At 60.2% G+C, this 19,071-nt stretch carries 13 protein-coding genes; 11 read left to right on the top strand and 2 right to left on the bottom strand.

What is annotated here, in order from left to right; translation table 11 throughout:
• The first annotated feature begins 18 nt into the window (after window positions 1-18).
• From WC509_06645 to WC509_06655, 3 genes are all read left to right on the top strand, one after another.
• Window positions 19-5,862 (top strand): immunoglobulin-like domain-containing protein, encoded by a 5,844-nt coding sequence (locus WC509_06645; GenBank protein MFA5007127.1) that lies wholly within the window; start codon window positions 19-21, stop codon window positions 5,860-5,862.
• Window positions 5,863-6,065: 203 nt separating this feature from the next.
• A complete protein-coding gene (locus tag WC509_06650; GenBank protein MFA5007128.1) occupies window positions 6,066-7,370 on the top strand; it encodes an O-antigen ligase family protein in 1,305 nt (434 codons plus the stop codon).
• Window positions 7,371-7,512: 142 nt separating this feature from the next.
• Window positions 7,513-8,733: a Fic family protein gene (locus WC509_06655; GenBank protein ID MFA5007129.1), complete on the top strand. Its 1,221-nt coding sequence runs from the start codon at window positions 7,513-7,515 to the stop codon at window positions 8,731-8,733.
• An 82-nt stretch (window positions 8,734-8,815) separates the two neighbouring features.
• Here WC509_06655 and WC509_06660 read toward each other — a convergent pair whose 3' ends face one another.
• Entirely contained in the window at window positions 8,816-10,456 is a 1,641-nt protein-coding gene (locus WC509_06660) for an endonuclease (protein MFA5007130.1), read from the bottom strand.
• A 183-nt stretch (window positions 10,457-10,639) separates the two neighbouring features.
• On the opposite strand from WC509_06660, the gene WC509_06665 reads away from it, so the two are divergent.
• From WC509_06665 to WC509_06685, 5 genes are all read left to right on the top strand, one after another.
• A complete protein-coding gene (locus tag WC509_06665; GenBank protein MFA5007131.1) occupies window positions 10,640-11,578 on the top strand; it encodes a bifunctional oligoribonuclease/PAP phosphatase NrnA in 939 nt (312 codons plus the stop codon).
• Window position 11,579: 1 nt separating this feature from the next.
• Complete coding sequence (locus WC509_06670; GenBank protein MFA5007132.1) at window positions 11,580-12,563, top strand: bifunctional oligoribonuclease/PAP phosphatase NrnA; 984 nt, start codon at window positions 11,580-11,582, stop codon at window positions 12,561-12,563.
• A gap of 63 nt (window positions 12,564-12,626) precedes the next feature.
• Window positions 12,627-12,989: a DUF1934 family protein gene (locus WC509_06675; protein ID MFA5007133.1), complete on the top strand. Its 363-nt coding sequence runs from the start codon at window positions 12,627-12,629 to the stop codon at window positions 12,987-12,989.
• A gap of 22 nt (window positions 12,990-13,011) precedes the next feature.
• A complete protein-coding gene (gene rpoE, locus WC509_06680; GenBank protein ID MFA5007134.1) occupies window positions 13,012-13,527 on the top strand; it encodes a DNA-directed RNA polymerase subunit delta in 516 nt (171 codons plus the stop codon).
• A gap of 126 nt (window positions 13,528-13,653) precedes the next feature.
• Window positions 13,654-15,261, top strand: coding sequence for a CTP synthase (locus WC509_06685; GenBank protein MFA5007135.1), 1,608 nt, complete (start codon window positions 13,654-13,656; stop codon window positions 15,259-15,261).
• A 273-nt stretch (window positions 15,262-15,534) separates the two neighbouring features.
• Here the strand turns inward: WC509_06685 and WC509_06690 are convergent, their stop codons facing one another.
• Window positions 15,535-17,139 (bottom strand): hypothetical protein, encoded by a 1,605-nt coding sequence (locus WC509_06690; protein MFA5007136.1) that lies wholly within the window; start codon window positions 17,137-17,139, stop codon window positions 15,535-15,537.
• On the opposite strand from WC509_06690, the gene WC509_06695 reads away from it, so the two are divergent.
• From WC509_06695 to WC509_06705, 3 genes are all read left to right on the top strand, one after another.
• Complete coding sequence (locus tag WC509_06695) at window positions 17,132-17,467, top strand: hypothetical protein (GenBank protein MFA5007137.1); 336 nt, start codon at window positions 17,132-17,134, stop codon at window positions 17,465-17,467. The two genes, WC509_06690 and WC509_06695, sit on opposite strands and share 8 nt — an antisense overlap.
• Before the next feature lie 308 nt (window positions 17,468-17,775).
• Window positions 17,776-18,135, top strand: coding sequence for a PadR family transcriptional regulator (locus tag WC509_06700; GenBank protein MFA5007138.1), 360 nt, complete (start codon window positions 17,776-17,778; stop codon window positions 18,133-18,135).
• Window positions 18,095-19,054: a DUF4097 family beta strand repeat-containing protein gene (locus tag WC509_06705; protein MFA5007139.1), complete on the top strand. Its 960-nt coding sequence runs from the start codon at window positions 18,095-18,097 to the stop codon at window positions 19,052-19,054. The genes WC509_06700 and WC509_06705 overlap by 41 nt, the downstream gene beginning before the upstream one ends.
• Window positions 19,055-19,071 lie beyond the last annotated feature (17 nt).

The raw sequence follows: 19,071 nt of genomic DNA on the forward strand, positions 1-19,071 counted from the left end.
AGGAATAAGGAGGGTAATATGAAGTTCAGAAAGTTCGCACTGCTAGGCATCATCATCGCCGGATTCATGGCGCTTGTCGCCTGCGATGAGATCACAACCACCGTGCCGACCACTGCGCCGACGACCGCCACGACCGTCACCACGGTCTCGACGATGTCGAACCAGGCCAAGGTACAGGAAGTCATCGACGCCCTGACGCTCGGAGACATCTCCGCCGTCAGCGCCGACATCACCCTGCCGTCGCCGACCACCTACGGCGTCATGGTCTCGTGGAGTTCCTCCGACGAAGACGTGATCAACATCTTCGGCGAAGTGACCGTCCCCGGCTATGAAGACGGGGATGCGACCGTCACCCTGACCGCAACCGTCACCCTCGGCGCCGTCACCCTGACGAAGGAATTCACCGTGACCGTCGTCGCCCAGACCGTCGAAGAGTACCTGATGGCGGCCGCCAACACGATCATCATCACCGGTTCGGATACGATCACGGCGAACTTCACGCTGCCCGGCCTGGTCCGCGGCGCGGCCGTGACCTGGTCCTCGAACAACATTGCGTCGGCCGCGATCGCGGCGACCGCGAACGAAGACGGAACCTGGAACGTCACCGTCACGCGCCAGCGTCTTGAAGACGGCGGCGTGAACGTCCCCGTGACGCTCACCGCGACGCTCACGATCGGCGAAACGTCGGTCCAGACGACCCGCACGATCTTCGTCATCGCAGAGCCTCTGGCGACGCTCTACACGTCGTTCGTGGAACTGCATGCGAATTCCTCGCTGAACGACTACATCGAAGTCACCGGCCTGGTCTACGCCACGTTCAACGGCGGATACTTCATGGTCGATGACGCCGGCGCGTTCCTCGCCGTCTACACGGCATCGTCGGCCACGGCGATCAAGAACGCCGTGATCAACGTCGGCGACGAAGTCCACATCAAGGCCTACTACGGCAAGTACAGCTCCTACACGCTGTATCAGCTCATCAACCTGAAGCTCCAGGAAGTCGTTTCGACCGGCAACGAGATCGACATCACGCCGATCGTCCTCGAGAATCCCGCCGATCTCATCGGCATGGATCCGGTCAAGACCCTGCACGGCCAGGTCTTCACGATCACCGTGACCCCGCAGCTTCGCGGAGCGTACAACAACGTCTACCTCTTCGACGGCGCCACCCGCGTCGCGACGGTCTACTACATGTCGAACGCCGATTCGATCGACGCGCTTGAAGCGGTCGTCGGCAAGGTCATCACCATCGACGTCGTCTACTACGTGTACTACACCGGATCGAGCGCTCTCGAACCCGGCGTTCCCGAGGTCTATGTGGCCTTCGACGGACTCGCCGAGGACATCGAACTCGCTCCGCTCGAAGGACAGGAAGCCCTCGACGCCGACACCACGGCCCTGAACCTTGCGACCGAGGCGCTCTCCGAAGAGCAGCTGACGCTCCCGGCGGCCGGCAACTACGGTTCCGTCATAACCTGGGAAGTCGTCTCCGGCGGCGCGACCATCGCCGACGGCAAGGCCACGATGCCCGCCGTCGACGAAATCACTTCCGTTGTGCTCCGCGCGACCCTGACGCTCGCGGGCGTCGTTACCCCGACCACGAAGGACTTCACGATCGCGGTCGCGCCGATCGTCCCGCTGTCCGTCTCGGAAGCATGGGCCCTTGCGACCGGCCTCGGATTCTCGGGTCCCATACTCACCGGCACCGTCGAGATGGTCGAAGGCACGATCGTCGCCTTCCGCTACAACAGCGGCGGCACCGCCTACGAAGGCATGTTCATCACCGACGGCGTCCATTACCTCTACGCCCATACCGGTTCGGCCGCCTTCACCTCGGTCACCTACAACGTCGGCGACGTCGTCCTGCTCAAGGGCACGATCCAGACGTACTACTACCTGCCGCAGATCGGCACGATGACCCTCGTGCAGAAGGTCGCGGACGGCACGCCCGCCGCGTTCACGCCGACGGAAGTCACGATCGCCCAGATCTACGAGACCGTCGCCTCGACGACCGTCAGCCCGTACTACAGCACCCTCGTGAGCATTCGCGGCACGCTGGTCGTCGGCACGAGCGACAACACCACCTACATCCAGAACGCCGAAGGACAGAAGCTGTACTTCTATCGTTCCGCCGCGTTCCTCGCCGGACTCGCTTCGCTGAACGGCAAGGAAGTCATCTACACCGGCATGCTGTACGACTACAACTCGTCGATCCCCGGCTGGAGAATCACCGGCACGAACTCGACGTTCGAAGAAGTTCCGCTGGAAGGCCAGGAAGCTCTTGACGCCGCCGTCGGCAGCCTCACCATCTCGCTGGAGCAGCTCGCCAACGACGTCGTCGCCCTGCCCGCCACCGGCGCGTACGACACCGCGGTCGCCTGGGAAGTCATCTCGGGCGGTGCGGTCATCGCCGCCGGATCGGTTACCTATCCCGACGTCGCCGTCGACACCGACGTGGTCCTCCGCGCGACCGTCTCGCTCGGCGCGCTGACCCCGGTCACGAAGGACTTCACCGTCGTCGTGTCCCCGATCGTCCCGCTCACCGTCACCGAGACGTTCGACAAGATCGCGGTACTCGGCGGATCTCCATCCGGCGCGGTTAACGGCACCGTCGAACTGCTTCAGGGCACGATCCTCGGCTTCAAGTGGAAGTCCGGATTCGCCGCCTACGAAGGCATCTACGTCACCGACGGCACCCATGTCGTCTACGTCTATACCGGCACGACTGCGACCGACGCGTTCGCCCTTGGCGACGTCGTCCTGATCAAGGGCCAGATCATGACATACTACTATCTGCCCGAAGTCTCCAACATCACCGTCCTGACGAAGGTCGAAGGCGCGACCCCCGCCGTATTCGACACCGTCGAGCTGACGATCGAGCAGATCTACGGCTACACGAACGTGAATACGCCCTATTATTCCAACAAGATCCAAGTGGTCGGCGTCCTCACCGTCGGAACGGGCGACTCGTCCACGTTCCTCATGGTCGGAACGCAGAAGCTCGTCTTCTCCCGCATCGTCTCCGACCTGTCGACCCTTTCCGCCCTCAACGGCAAGGAAGTCATCTTCACCGGCTTCCTGAACGACTACTATGGCAGCTACTCCGCATGGCGCATCACCGGCGCCGGTTCGACCTTTGAACTGACCGAGGCCCAGAAGGCCGCCGACGACGTCGCCGGCGCGATCGTCAAGACCTCCGTCGTCGCCGAGGAAGTCGTCAACCTTCCGACGACCGCCACGAACGGATCGACCATCGCCTGGGCGATCAAGTCGGGCGCCGAGTTCATCACCTCGCTCGTCGACAACGTCGTGACCTACGCGAACGTCGCCACGACGTCCGAAGCGGTCCTCACCGGCACCTTCACCTACACCCCGGCCGTCGGCGATCCGATCGTCACGACCAAGGACTACACGATCTCGATCTCGACGCTCGAAGTGAAGCTCGCCGCCGACAAGGAAGCCCTCACGGTCCAGGCGGCCGCGAACGAACTCGACGTGATCACCCTCCCGACCACCGGCGCCAACGGCTCCGCGATCACCTGGGCGCTCACCGAGACGACCGACGCGTCGCTCGCGACGAACGTCCTGACCCTCAACTACAAGGGCGCGGCCTACAGCGTCACCGTCACCGCGACCCTCACGCTGAGCACCTTCACGGACACGAAGGAATTCACGATCGACGTGAGCGCGCTCACCGTCCTGTCCTGCACCGAAGCGTACACCTACATCCGCACGCTCGTCGGCACGGGCAGCGTCGCAGGCGACATCGGGTACGTCATGGGCACGATCATCGAATTCAAGACGTCGAACGCGACGAATTACAGCGGCGCCTTCATCACCGACGGAACGAACGTCATTTACGTGTACTATTCCTTCCCGAAGGCGGATTATGCGATCGGCGACGTCGTCCTCATCAAAGGCACGATGAAGAGCTACTACTATCTGCCGGAAGTCGACACCACCACGATGCGCGTCATTCTCGAGAGCGCGACGCCGGCCGAGTATACCCCGATCAGCGCGACCATCGCCGAAATCGCGGCGTATGACTCGACGAACTCGAACACGTCTCCGTATCTCGCCCAGAAGGTCGTCGTGTCGGGCACCGTCGTCAAGGACGGCTCGAACTACTTCCTGTCCGACGGCACCGATCGTCTCCAGTTCTATTACGTCGAGTTCTCCGACGGCACCGTCCTGGCCGACATCGTCGGCGCCAACATCACGCTGACCGCGATCATCGGCGAATACCGCAGCGACGGCAGCATCCGCATGAACGGCGCCTTCGCCATGGTCGCCATCACCGATCAGGATGCCGTCGACTTCGATTCCGCGAAGCTTCCCGCTTCGTTGGAACTGACCGCCGACTATGTGCTCCCGACCCCCGTGTTCGCCGCCTTTGACATCACCGTCATCTCGGCCGAACTGACCTCCTATCTGACCGAAAGCGCCACCGGGCTCACCCTCGGTTCGCAGCCGGCCAGCACCGTCAGCGGCACCGTCACGGTCGTCGTGACGTACGGCACCGTCACCGAAGAGGTCGTCATCCCCGTCACGCTCGTCGCGATGACCGACGCCGACAAGCTGGCGCTCGCGCTCGCCGACCTGCCGGACGTCGTCACGGCTCTCAAGACCGGCGATTACGAGATCGGCACCGCGCTCTACGGTTCGATCACCAACGTCACGATCGGCGTCGCCCTCACCGGCATCGTCACCTGGTCGGCTCCGAACATCAACGTCGCCTCCCTGCCGGCCGGCTTCGCACCGACCGTCGAAGCGGTCGTCGTGGAGATCACCGTCGGCGCCGAAGTGGGCACCGCGAACGTCTCGGTCGTCGTCAAGGGCGCCGATGCGGCCAGCGACCTCATCTTCTCCGAATACATCGAAGGATCCTCCAACAACAAGGCCCTCGAGATCTACAACGGCACCGGCATCGCGATCGACCTCTCGACCTATGTCGTCGACCTCTATTCCACCTACGTCAGCAGCGTGATGTCCACGACGCCCTCCCAGACGCTGGCCCTGACTGGCACATTGCTACCGGGCGAAGTCATCGTCATCTACAACTCGAGCGCGACCGCCGAATTCAAACCGGCTGACGGCATCTCCAGCGCAGTCACCTTCTATAACGGCGACGATGCCCTGACGCTCAAGAACGACGGAACGATCATCGACAGCTTCGGCCAACTCGGTGGAACCGATCCGGGCACCAATTGGTCCGTCGGCGGCGTGGCTACCTCGGAATTCACACTGGTCCGCATCTCCACCGTGAAGAGCGGCCGCACCGACGCGGCTGCGGCGTTCGATCCCAGCCTCGAATGGGTCGCATATCCGCAGAATACCGCTTCCTACCTCGGTTGGCACCTCATGGACGGAACGACAATCCTCGTCGACACCTTCACCTATGCGGATGAAGCCGAATTCGAAGCCGCATGGACAGCCCGCATCAACAGCTCCAACGCCCTCGACCCGAGCGACCTCCTGCAGCTCGACGCCACCAACGACACGATGGTCATGACCCTCCCGGCCACCGCGAACGACGGCTGGTGGCTTGCACGCAAGTACTCGACGCTCGCCAGCTTCGGCGCCACCGATGCGTACAACTACCTGTGGTTCTACGTCACGAACAACACGAATACCACGACGCTCTGCAACGTGTGGCTCTATTGGGGCAGCCAGAACGCCTTCCCGATCACGCTCCCGGCGGCCGGCACCTCCGGCTGGGTCTACGTGAAGCTCTCTGATTCCGGCTATTATGCGACCGGCATCACCGATTTCGCGATCGGCTTCAACAATTTCGCGGTCAACCAGGTCACCGGCAACCTCGTCGTTCATGAGGTCCGCGTCTCCCGCTACATCCCTTCCTGAACCTTTGAAGGGAAAGTTGAGAAAGTCCCCGACGATCTCAACCGCATGACATGATCGAGCCCCGCGAACGGACGCCTTCGGGCGCCCCGTTCCGCGGGGCTTTTTCATGGCTCGGGCCGGATTATGTCCCGTTTGACGGTTTCATGTGACAAACCGGGTCGTTTTTAGTATCATAGTAAGTGCGAACACCCATGGAGGACGACATGAAGGACAGACTCGACCGGTTCCTGACCGGTCTTCCCTATCAGCTCATCATCAGTCTCGCCACCGTCGTCGTCTGGACGATGGGGTGGGCGGACTACGGGTTGCCGATCGTTCTCGGCCTCATGTTCGTCGAGTTCGTCTTTCTGAAGGATACGATCCCGACGGTGCCGCTCTTCATGAACGCTCTCTTCATGGTCTCGAAGACCGACTGGACCTTCTCCGGCGTGCCCCTCTACATCTATATGACGCCGGTGGCGATCCTCCTCGGGATGATCGTCCACGCGGTCCGGTTCCGCGTGAATCTGCTTCGGGGGGCGATGCTTCCGGGAATCCTCGTGATGCTCGCGGCGGTCGCGCTGTCGACGATCAACGCCGTCGACACGCTCTCGCCGATGTACGGATTCTATGCCCTCGTCGGCCTGCTCTACGCAGCCGTGTACCTCTTCTACGTGAACACGATCCAGGGCGACCACGTGAAGTATCTGATCCGGATGATGTTCCTGCTCGGGCTGGTCGTCTCCGCCGAGGTCCTGATCTACTACCTCCGCGTCGACGACGTCCTCTACGCGATCGAAAACAAGACGATCACGCTCGGCTGGGGCATCTCGAACTACATCGCCACCTATCTGATCCTCTTCGTACCGATGACCTACTACTACGCCAAGACGACGAAGCTCCCGCTGCTTTACATCATCGTCGGGATCTTCGAGGGGATCATGCTCCTGTTCACGGCGTCGCGGGGCGGGATCATCGCCTTCGCCGGGACCTTCGGCCTGTGCGCCCTGTACCTGATGGTGCAGAAGCGCTGGTGGCACACCGCGCTCCACTTCCTCGCCGCGTTCGGCGCCATCGCGCTCGCCGCGTGGATCGGAAAGGAATTCTTCGTCACCCTCTTCGACCGGCTGTCGACGCTCCTCCTCGACGACAGCGGGCGGATTCCGATCTGGCTCGACGCGATCGCCAAATTCAGGGAACATCCCCTCTTCGGAAACGGGCTCTTCGCCCGACTCGACGAGGCGGGCGACTTCCGGATGTTCCACAACACCGTGCTGCACACCGCCGCGACCCTCGGCCTCGTCGGCCTCGCCGGGCTGGCGATGCAGGTGTTCGTGCAGTTCAAGTGGGTCCTGCGGAGAAGGACGCCGGAGGCGATCTTCCTCGGCATCGCCCTCCTCGGCGCGCACATGCACGGCATGGTCGACAACATCTACTTCATGCCGCAGTTCATGATCGTGATCGTCATCATCGTCGCCGTCTGCGAGAACGCGTACCGGGTCCCGCAGAACGAGCTGGTGAGGGCATAGAAATAAGGAATCGGGAGAACGCCTCGGCGTCGTCTCGATTCCCTTTTGTTTTTTTTGAACCGCATTGTAAATCATATCGTTAATAGAAACGTTGACATATCGTAAACCATAATGTAAACTATATATGCGAGGTGACAGAGCGATGACATATACGGATTACAAACAACTTTGCGGTTCGCTCGAACATTACCCGGCGCGGGCGGAACTGATGTATCGATACGGCATGAAGAAGGTTGAGATCGACGATGTCAATCTGGCGAAGCAAAGCGATGAGGACTACGTCAAGCCGGGACTGCGCGGGGAACACGATGAAAGGATCGTATATTGGCTTCGCTCCGAGCCGCTCCTCAAGATCGTCGGTGCTCAGGAACTGGTCATGAACTCGGACTTGAGCGAGTATGCCGACTTCCGGGATTCGGAACCGCTCAACGGCTTCATCTATTCCGAAATCGAGTCCAGCCTCTCGATCGAAGGCGTCCGCAGCACGCGCGCCCGGATCGAAGAACTGCATCGGATCGATTACGACATCCTGACGGATCAGAACGACATCATCGTGAAGAACATGCTGCTGGGCTTCGACTTCGTACGGAAACACGACATCACCGAGCAAAACATCCATCAGTTGTATCGCATCCTGTCGAACCGCTGCCTGAACCCGGGAGACGAATTGCCAGAGGGGCTCATCTACCGGAACGACGCGGTGCAGATCGTCGACGTCGCGGGCGCCGTCGTCGACCGCGGCGTCGATCGAACCCGGATTCCCGACATGATCGGCGACCTGCTGGCGTACATCGATCGCGACAAGACCTACGAGGAGCATCTCGTCGCCTCGCACGTCATCCACTATTACTTCATCTACATCCATCCCTACTTCGACTACAACGGCCGCATGGCGCGCATGCTGTCCTTCTGGTACAACGTCAAGCACGCGCCCTCGCTGACCCTCCTGTTCGTCAGCGAGGCGATCAGAAACAAGGTCAACAAAGCCGGATATTATGCGGCGATCGCCAATTCGAGGACGATGGAAAACGACATCACGTACTTCGTCGAATATGCGGCCGACGTCATTCTCGACTACACGAAGGTCTACATCAACTACTATACCCTGCTGCGCCGGATCAAGTCCGCAGGGAAACAATTGAGACGTTCGGAAGAAATCGCCTTGAAGCACGTGCTCGCGATGCCCGGGACCGAGGGGTATTTCGACTGGAAGGATTTCCGCGATTTCGCCGGCGAATCCTATAGCAAGGTCCATTGCCTGAACCTCCTCAACGCCCTCCTCGATCTTCGCATCCTCTCCGCCGTCGACCGGAAGAAGGCGAAGCTGTTCCGACTGGAACGCGATGCCTGGTGGTTGATGTGAAACAAGCGGACAGGAGTTGTAAACGAAAACGGAACCGAGTCGGCGCAGACGCGCCCTCTCGGTTCCGTTTCATTTGAACGGTTCAGCCCCAGATCAAATCGGCCAGTTCGGGGTAATCGATGAAGGGGTTTCTGTTGTGCTGGTATGAATAGATCACTTCGTTCCGGTTCCGTTCGAAGTCGTCGACGGGGTCGGCGAGATTCCACGCAAGAAGGGTTGAGAGATCGCCCATCTGATAGATCGCGGGAGTCTGTCCGGGGTTCAACTCGACCAGGGTCATCTGATATCGGATCGCCATGTAGAACAGGATCCGGGCGATGTCGCCCTTGACTTCGTTGCGCGGCTCGAAGTAATCGTAGGTTTCGTTTTCGTAATTGAAGGTCGAACCGGATGCGTACGAATCGTCGTCCACGAGCGTACTCGAGTCATGGGGAATGACCGATGCGAACCAGTCGTTCGAACGCTGGCTGTTGATGCTGGGACTCGACGGCTTCAGGTTGTGGACGTCGGAACACGTATTGATGCCGCTTGCGGTGCAACCGAGGAGAGACTGGGGCCAGACGTGTTCCTTGTTCCATGTCGCGCCCGAGTCCCAGACGGAACTCAGGGACTTTCCGGTGTAGATGTCGATCAGGTAGTTGCCCGTCCGACCCGGATCCTTGTCGGAAACGGCGATGATGACCTGCGTCGTCGTTCCGGTCGTTCCCGAATAGTTGTATCCGACGTAACCGGTGGTGATGATGGTGCGCAGCGCGTTTGCGAGCTGCGTTCCCGTCAAACCCTCGGCGGCGTCGTAGTAGGGCATGAGGTCGAGGACCGAACTCGTCGAGTTGACGGTGATCGAGAACCAGGCGGTCAGTCCGAGCGCCGTCACCGCGACGTCGTGGGTGCCGACGACATCGGTATCGGGGGCGTCGACGGCATACTGCCCGGAGGCGAGGGTGATCGGGGTTTCGCCCGGAACGCTCAAGGTCACGACCATGCCGGCGACGGAGAACGCCTGACCTTCGTCATAGACGGTCTTGATCGGCGGGACGACGGAAAGCGAGATGCCGCCCACCGCGGTTTCGGCGACGTAGATCGGGAAGGCGGCCGTCAGGTCGCCGTAGGTCACGGTGATCGTGACGAGTCCCGGTTCCGACGAATCGAATCCGGAGAGCTCGTAGGCCGCCGGCGTCAGTTCGATGCGGTCGCCGTCGGACTGGACGACACGGACGGCGAGTCCGGTCCAGTCGGCCGTCTGTCCGGGCTGGTAGACGAGCTTGTCGGGAAGGTCGAGGACGAGGGCGACGTCTTCGAGGACCGTTGCCTCCTTCACGTACACGACAAACTCCGCCTCAAGGCCGGCGTAGCGGATCCGCACGGTCTGAAGACCGGGGGCGGAGGAGTTGTATCCGAGGACGAAATACTCGCCCACGACGGTTTCGGACGAATCCGATCTCAGAAGCGTGACGACGAGACCGGTCGGATCGAACGGAGATCCGAAATCATAGACGGTCTTCCACGTCCCCGAAAGCAGGATCGCGACGTTGTGGACCGTGGTCGTCAGCTGCGGCGCGGTTGTCGTCAGCGCCGTCGTCGGTTCGGTCGTGGAGGCGGCGGTCGAGGCCGTCGTCACCGGTTGCGTCGTCGTGACGCTGGAAAGCAGGTCGCAGCCGGCAAGTCCGCCGGCGAGCAGGAGCGCAAGGAGCGCGATGAGCAGTTTCTTGTTGAGAAAACCCATGTGGATCACACCTTTTCTGTCGATAAAAACAGTATATCACAATCAAGATGAATCGCCAACAAGCGTTTGACGCGAAAGGGGGCCGATTGCGGATGAAAACATCACGTTCGCGCGCATCGCTTGCGTAAAACGCCCGCGCATGTGTTATAATGATATACTCTTGAGACAACATCCGAGGTGCCCATGTTCGATTCCTTCATCCGTCTCGTCGATACAAACGAGAAGATCATCATCCTCCGCCACCAGAATCCCGATCTCGACGCCCTCGGCGCGCAGTTCGGTCTCTGCCACGCCCTGAGACTTCGCTATCCGACCAAGACGATCCTCGTCGCCGGCGATACGAACGCCCTGAACCAGTTCGGCCCGCTCGATCCCGTCGACGTCTCCGACTATCGCGAAGCTCTCGTCGTGATTCTCGACACCGTCTCGCGCCAGATGCTCGAGGGCGACCTCTACGAGCAGGCGAAGACGCTCGTCCTGATCGATCACCACCGGAACGATCCCGACATCCGTCACGACCTGTGGATCCAGCGTCCCGAGGCCTCGTCGACGGCCGAGATCGTCGCCCGCTTCCTGATCGACGCCGGGTGGACGATTCCGCTGCCCGCGGCCGAGGCGCTCTACATGGGGATCGTCGCCGACACCGGCAGGTTCCTGTACAAGAGCGTATCCCCCGAGACCTTCCGGATCGCCGCGTCGCTGCTCGAAGCCGGCATCGACATCCAGACCCTCTACGACCGCATGTACGCCGAGTCGCTCTCGATGAAGAAGCTCAAGTCGGCGTTCTTCAACTCGATCTCGCTCACCGCGAAGAACGTCGCCTACCGCAAGAACGACGAAGCGTTCCTGAAACGGCACGAGGTGGACACGCACACGGTCTCCCGCGGGCTCGTCAACCAGATGGCCGGCATCCGCGAGGTGCCGATCTGGGCGAACTTCACCTACGACCTCAACACCGGCAGGATTTTCTGCGAGCTCCGGAGCCGGTCGATCCCGATCCTCGACGTCGCCAAGAAGTTCGGTGGCGGCGGTCATTTGCAAGCCTGCGGCTGCGTCGTCGATTCGTGGGAAGCCACGGACGAGGTCCTCGCCGAACTCGACAAGAAAACGGAGGAAGAATGACATGGACAAGCAGTACATCTTCGACAAGATCCTGGCCTACGACACGATCATCATCCACATGCACATGCGTCCCGACGGAGACTGCTACGGCGCCGGCTTCGGCCTCAAGTACATCCTCCAGGAATCGTTCCCGCAGAAGCGGATCTACATCGTCGGCGAAACCGCCGAGTACGTGAAGTTCCTCGGCGACGTCGACGTCATTCCCGACGAGACCTACCAGGGTGCGCTCTCGATCGTCGTCGACACCGCGACGCGCGACCGCGTCGCCGACCAGCGCTTCGTCAAGGGCGCCCACGTGATCAAGATCGACCACCACCTGCCGGTCGACGCCTACGGCGACTACCAGTACGTCGACACCACCCGGCCGGCCACGTCGCAGATCATCCTCGAATTCTTCCAGGAATACTCCCATGTCCTGAAGATGAACATGGCGGCGGCGCGCGCCCTCTACACCGGCATCGTCACCGACACCGGACGCTTCAAGTACCGCTCGGTCACTTCCGACACCTTCAAGGCCGTGGCCTCGCTGCTCGACTTCGGCCTCGACTTCGCCGACATCCTGATGACGCTCGACGTCCGGACCGAAAACCAGATGAAGCTGCAGGGATACGTCCTCACCAATTTCGAGAAGACGCCGAATGGGGTCGCCTACATCCGCATGAAGCCGGACGTCATCGCCAGGTATGGCGTCTCGCTCGAAGAGGCGACCTCGCTCGTCAACGAGCTCTCCGTGCTCGCCGACTGCCCCGTCTGGATCCTGTTCGCCGAATACGAGAACGCGATCGTCCGCGCCCGCATCCGCTCCAAGGGACCGGCGATCAACGAACTCGCGGCCAAGTACCAGGGCGGCGGACACCCGATGGCATGCGGTGCCAACGTCGGGAACTGGGAGACCGTCGACGCGATGCTGAAAGACGCCGACGAACTCGTGAAAACCTATAAAGACAGGCTAAAAAAGGCTGAAATCGAGCACGAAAATATTTGATTTTTTGCACTTGTTTTTGGAAACGTTATAATATATAATAGGTTAGCGTTAAACAGGTGGACCATGGAACCAGCAAAAATCACGTTCTCGATGACCGTGGACGGCAGAATCGACACGATCTTCCGCGCCGACGCCGCGATCGACGAAGGCATCCTGTCCTTCGCCGACGGATCGGGCAACGACTATCGGATCGAGTATGACGACGACACCGTCCGCGTGCTCCGCGCCGGCACCGCCACCATGGATTTCACATTCAAGACCGGAACCGCGACGACGGGCGTCCTCAGGACCGCCGAAGCGACGATCCGGGCGTCCGCGACGACCCGCCGTCTGCGGGTGAGAAGCGACCGCATCGACCTCGAGTACGACCTCGTGGAAGACGGCCGCGTCCTCTCCCGCCATCGCATGTCGATCGAATGGAAATGAAAACGGAGGAAGACACAGAAACATGACCGATATCAGACAACTGTCGTTGATGGAAGCTGCGGAACAGATCCTGTCGCAGAACAAGAATCCGATGACGTTCCTCGAGTTGTTCCAATCCCTCAGCACCGCCAAGGAAATGACCGACGACGAGAAGGCCGCGGTCATCAGCCAGTTCTACGCCGACTTCATCGTCTCGGCCAAGTTCATCTACATGGGCGACGACCTCTGGGATCTGAAGTACCGCCAGTCGATCGACATGTGGGACAAGGACGGCGCGTACTACCAGGAGTTCCCCGAATACGAGGGCGAAGAGGAAGAGGAAGAAGAGGCCGAATTCGAATCCGAGGACGAGGAAGAAGAATCCGAGTCCGAAGACGAGAACGAGGGCTTCGATGAAGAGGAAGAGGACGAGGAAGCCGAATCCGAGGGCGAATTCGAACTCGTCGAAGAGGATGTTCCGGCCGAAGAAGAGACGTTCGACGACGACAAGTACAACGAATACATGGACGATTACGAGGACATGTACGACGAGGAATAATGCGTCGAAAGCGATTGTCTTTTCAAAACGGATTTGTTATAATTTTAAAGAGCTCGCTTGAAAACGGGGTTCTCCGCCAGGGGAACCCTTTTCTGTTTTCCAAAAGCGCCACGAGGAGTGTCATCGATGAAGCAGACCAAGTTCATTTTCGTCACCGGAGGCGTCGTCTCCAGCCTGGGCAAGGGCATCGCCGCGGCGTCGCTCGGGAGACTTCTGAAGAATCGCGGATTGAAAGTGTTCATGATGAAGTTCGACCCGTACCTCAACGTCGATCCGGGCACGATGTCGCCGCTCCAGCACGGCGAGGTCTTCGTCACCGACGACGGCGCCGAGACCGACCTCGACCTCGGCCACTACGAACGCTTCATCGACGAGAACCTGTCCGTCCTGTCGTCGATCACGACCGGTAAGATCTACTCCTCCGTCATCGAGAAGGAACGCCGCGGCGATTTCCTCGGCGGCACCGTCCAGGTCATCCCCCACATCACCAACGAGATCAAGTCGCGTCTGGAGGCGGCCGCGACCGCATCCGACGCCGACGTTATCATCGCCGAGATCGGTGGCACGGTCGGCGACATCGAATCGCTTCCGTTCCTCGAGGCGATCCGCCAGACCCGCCGCGACTACGGCTACAACAGCACCCTCTACATCCACAACACGCTCGTTCCGTATCTCGAGACGAGCGGCGAACTGAAGACGAAACCGACCCAGCACAGCGTCAAGGAACTGCGTTCGCTCGGCATCACGCCGGATGTGATCATCCTTCGCACGAGCCATGAGATCACCAATTCGATGCGTGAGAAAATCGCCCTGTTCTGCGACGTCACGAAAGAAGCGGTCATCCAGTGCATCGACGTCAAGATCCTCTACGAGGTCGCGCTCCACTTCCACGAGCAGCACCTCGACGACCTCGTCCTGAACCATTTCGGGCTGTCGGCTCCCCCCTGCGACATCTCCGATTGGACGCGTCTCGTCGAGACCATCCGCAACCTCGAGAACGAGGTCGAGATCGCCCTCGTGGGCAAGTATGTCGCGCTCCACGACGCCTACCTCTCGGTCTCCGAAGCGCTCAAGCACGCCGGGTACTTCCATAACGTCAAGGTCAAGATCCGCTGGATCAACTCCGCCGAAGTGAACGACGACAACGTCGCCGGACTGCTTTCCGGCTGCAGGGGCGTCCTCGTTCCGGGCGGGTTCGGCAACCGTGGCATCGACGGCAAGATCGCCGCGATCAAATACGCCCGCGAGCACGGCGTCCCGTTCCTCGGGCTCTGTCTGGGGATGCAGCTGTCGATCATCGAATTCGCCCGGAACGTCTGCGGCCTGCCGGAGGCGAACTCGACCGAATTCGACGAGGATACGATCTACAACGTGATCGACTACCTGCCCGAGCAGTACGTCGGCATCAATCTCGGCGGCACGATGCGCCTCGGCCTCTACAACTGCGACGTGAAGAAGAACACGCTCGCCGGGAAAGCCTACGGGACGGAACGGATCCGCGAACGCCACCGCCACCGCTACGAGTTCAACAACAAGTTCAAGAAACTCTTCGAGAAACAGGGTCTCGTCTTCTCGGGAATCAATCCGGAGACGGGCCTGTGCGAGATCATCGAGCTCAAGAACCATCCGTGGTTCGTCGCCAGTCAGTTCCATCCGGAGTTCGTCTCCCGGCCGCAGCGGCCGCAGCCGCTCTTCCGCGACTTCATCGGTGCGGCGAGTTCCCTGAAGAAATGACGCAAGGGTCGCATGGAGACGGATTCGATCGGATCCGGATCGATGCGACCCTTTTCGCATACGGAGACGAGGAGATTCATCTCCTGGTCTTTTCTTTTTCGCCGGGGTTTTCGCGATCGACGAAAAAGACGACCGCCCCGACAGGCGGTCGTCAGAACGATCATGGAGCGGACGACTCCGTATTTCAATGCGACATCGACTCGGGGGATGGATCGATGCGATCCATGAACCCCGTTTCGATTCCGCATCGCCGTTTCTTTGGCGTTGTGAGGTTCACTCGACGTTCGGTGCGAAACCGACGACGAACAGGTACGTGCCGTTGATCTCCTCGTCGTAACCCGCGACGACGAAGGTATAGGTTCCCGCCTCGACATAGGCGCCGAAGATGAAATTGGATTCGCTGTAGGAATCGTCGTCCGTGTCTAGAAGCGTCATCTCGCCGTCGTACATCGAACCGAACGTGTCGATCGAACTGATCGCGAACACTGTCAGATACCCGGGTTCGGTAAGGACGACCGTATGCGTCTCGCCGATTCCCGCGACCACCGTCGCGAAGGTGCTCTGGACATATCCCGGGATCGTCCCGCTGATCGGGACGAGGTCGACCACGAGATGGTAGTCGCCTTCGTCGGTGGCGTCGTAGCCGCAGACTTTCAGATGATACGTTCCCGCCTGCGCGCGATACAGGATGAGAAAATCGCTGTTGCCGTTGGCATCGTCGTCGTACAGTCGCATGACCATGTCCGAATCGTAGAGTTCGGCGTAGGAGTCCATGTCGCTTTCGGCGTAGGCCATGATGTAGCTTTCTTCGGGAACGACGATGTCGTACCAGACGAAGCCGTCCGAATCGATGTGCCCGTCCGCCGTGAATCGATGGTCCGGCGAGCGTGCGGGAACGAAATCGGCATTGATCCGGTAATCCCCGGCGATCTCATCGTCGATGCCTTCGACGCTGACGTAATATGTTCCCGGTTCGACATAGCATTCGATCATGAAGTTGTATTCGTAACCGTCGTCATCGTCGTGCTCGAGGACCGCATGGGATTCGTCGAAGAGGTATCCGTAGGTGTCGAGGAGTCCGAGCGTCGCGATCGTGAGATAGCCGGCCTCGTCGACGACGATCTGGTATTCGTGCTCTCCTCCCGCCAGAAGCGTGGCGTCGTGGCTGTAGAAATGGTCGCCGGCGACTTCGGGAACGATGTAGGCGACCATGCGGTAGGACCCCGTCCCCGTCGATTCGTACCCCTCGACGGTGATGGAATAGTCGCCCGGCATGAGATACGCGTCGAAGCGGATGTTGTAGTTCGTTCCGTCGTCGTCGCTTTCGAGGAGCTGATTTCCTTCCGCATCGTAGAGATAGCCGAACGTATCGAAGAAGCCTTGCGTATAAGCGGTGAAGTATCCTTCCTCGGTGATCGTGAAGTCGAAGAGATCGACAGCCCCGGCGACATGTTCGACCGGGGAGTTCACGACGAAGGCCGCATCCGTGTCAGTGAGGAGTTCCGCAACGATGCGGTAGTCGCCGGACACCGTCTCGTCATAACCGAACACGGAAAGATGGTATGTTCCCGCGGTCAGGTAGCTCTCCGCCATGAAATTGCCGATGAAGCCGGAGTCGTCGTCGGAGAACAGGGGCATCATGTCGGAATCGAAGAGCAGGCACTGCAGGTCGAGATCGCCGAGCGAATAGACCTTCACGAGCCCGTCTTCCTCGAGAACGATGTCGAACCATTGCATCCCCGAGACGAAGAGGTGGGCGACTTCATCGATCAGCGCGCCAGCGATCGGCCCGGGATCGGCGGTCGTCGCGTTCGTCAGACCGGTGACGATCGGGACGGTCTCGATCGTCGTCGTTTCTCCGGTCGTCGTCGTGATCACGGCCGTGGTCGTCGAAACGGTCGTTGTGGTCGCGGCCGTCGTTGTCGAAACGGTCGTCGTAATCGCGGCCGTGGTCGTTCCGACGGTGGTGATTGCCGGGACGGTCGATGCCGAGACGGTCGATGCCGAGACGGTCGTCGTCACGTTCACTTCACCGGTCGTTGATGCGGCCGTGGTCGCCGATGTCGTCGCAGCGGTTGGGGCGGTGGTCACCGTCGATGTCGGGATTCCGAACAAACCGCACCCGAAGAGCGTTGAAAAACCCGCCACAAGCAAAAACAGGATTCCGAATCTTCTCATGGTACTCCCCCTTTTCGAATCGTCGTGAATCATCCATTCAGATCGGTTCGCGATCGATGCCGGGTCGAACCGGACGATCGTCCGTCGACGCATTCGCAGTTGTTTCCGTCATCGGGTGTTCCAGCCCATGTTCATGTCGGATCGTGTTGTCGTTTTTATTATATCACGCTTGCGGAAGCAACCATATGCGATCCAAAAACATCGGTCCGGATTCAACGAACTTTCGATTCGTGACCATGGACGATCCCGAATCTTGTTTTCGTCGACATTTTCGTCAAATAACTATTGTGTGGTACACAGTAGTGTGTTATAATGACTACCGAAGGAGGGGATTGCATGAATGCACAATTCAAACGCGGCATCGTCGAGCTGTGCGTGATGTCGCAGCTGGTACGCGAGGACATGTACGGCTACCTCGTCATCAGCAACGTCTCGAAGCACCTCGACGTGAACGACAACACGATCTACCCGATCCTGCGCCGGATGACCGAAGACGGCCACTGCGAAACCTATCTGCGCGAATCCGACCTCGGTGCGCCGAGGAAGTACTACCGGATGACGAAGAGCGGTTTCGAACACTATCTCAATCTGCGCGACGAATGGGATCATTTCATCACCGGGGTCTACGAGATCCTGAACGAAGGAGGAAAAAACAGTGAAGAAGTATTTAGACGCTTTAAAGACCGCATTGAGTGAGACCAAGCGCTTCTCGGAAACGGAGATCAACGACATCCTCGCCGACCATGAGGAAATGATCGGCGAAGCCCTTCGCAGCGGTCTCTCCGAAGCCGACATCGAAACCAAGTTCGGCAGCCCCCGCAAGGTGGCGGCCGACCTGGTCGAATCCTGCGGCGCGAAACGCGACCGCGATGAACCGAAGGATGCGTCCGGCGCCGTCTTCGCCGCCGTCCCGCCCGAAAAGAAGATCGACATCGCGATCCGGCTCGCCTCCGACGACATCGATCTCGTCGCCGAATCCCGCGCCGACATCGCCGTCTTCGTCGACGGCCGAATCTCGATGGACCGTTACGAGATCGGCTTCTCGGGTCACGAGTTCTACGTCCGGATGAAGAAGGGCGAGAAGGGCGGATGGTTCGACCGCGGCGCGCGTCGCTTCGACATCCGCATCCCTTCCGACCTCGAAGTCGGCGACATCGTCATCCAGCAGGCGAGCGGCGACTACAAGGTCGCTGGAATCAAGGCCGCGACCTTCAAGATCAACATCGCCTCCGGCGACGGCACGATCGCCGACGGCGCGTTCGAACGGGTCGACATCGCCTCGGTGAACGGCGACATCCGGATCGCCCACCTCATCGTCGGGACGCTTTTCGTCACCCAGGTGTCCGGCGACCTCGACGTCGAGCATCTCGTCTGCGAGGGCGACATGACGTTCGCGAGCACCTCGGGAGACATCGCCATCGTCGACTCGACCTGCCGTCACGCGGTCTTCCATACCGTGTCAGGCGATCTCGAAGGCACCGAGTTCTATCCCGAGTCGATCGAACTCCACAGCGTCTCCGGCGACGTCGAGATCAACAACGCCGACCGGTCCCGGCCGATCGCGGTCAAATCCACCAAATCCCTTTCGGGGACGATCCGCATCCGCGAAAAATGATATAATGGATTCGGAAA

This window comes from Candidatus Izemoplasmatales bacterium, assembly GCA_041649275.1.
Taxonomy (GTDB): domain Bacteria; phylum Bacillota_I; class Bacilli_A; order Izemoplasmatales; family Hujiaoplasmataceae; genus UBA12489.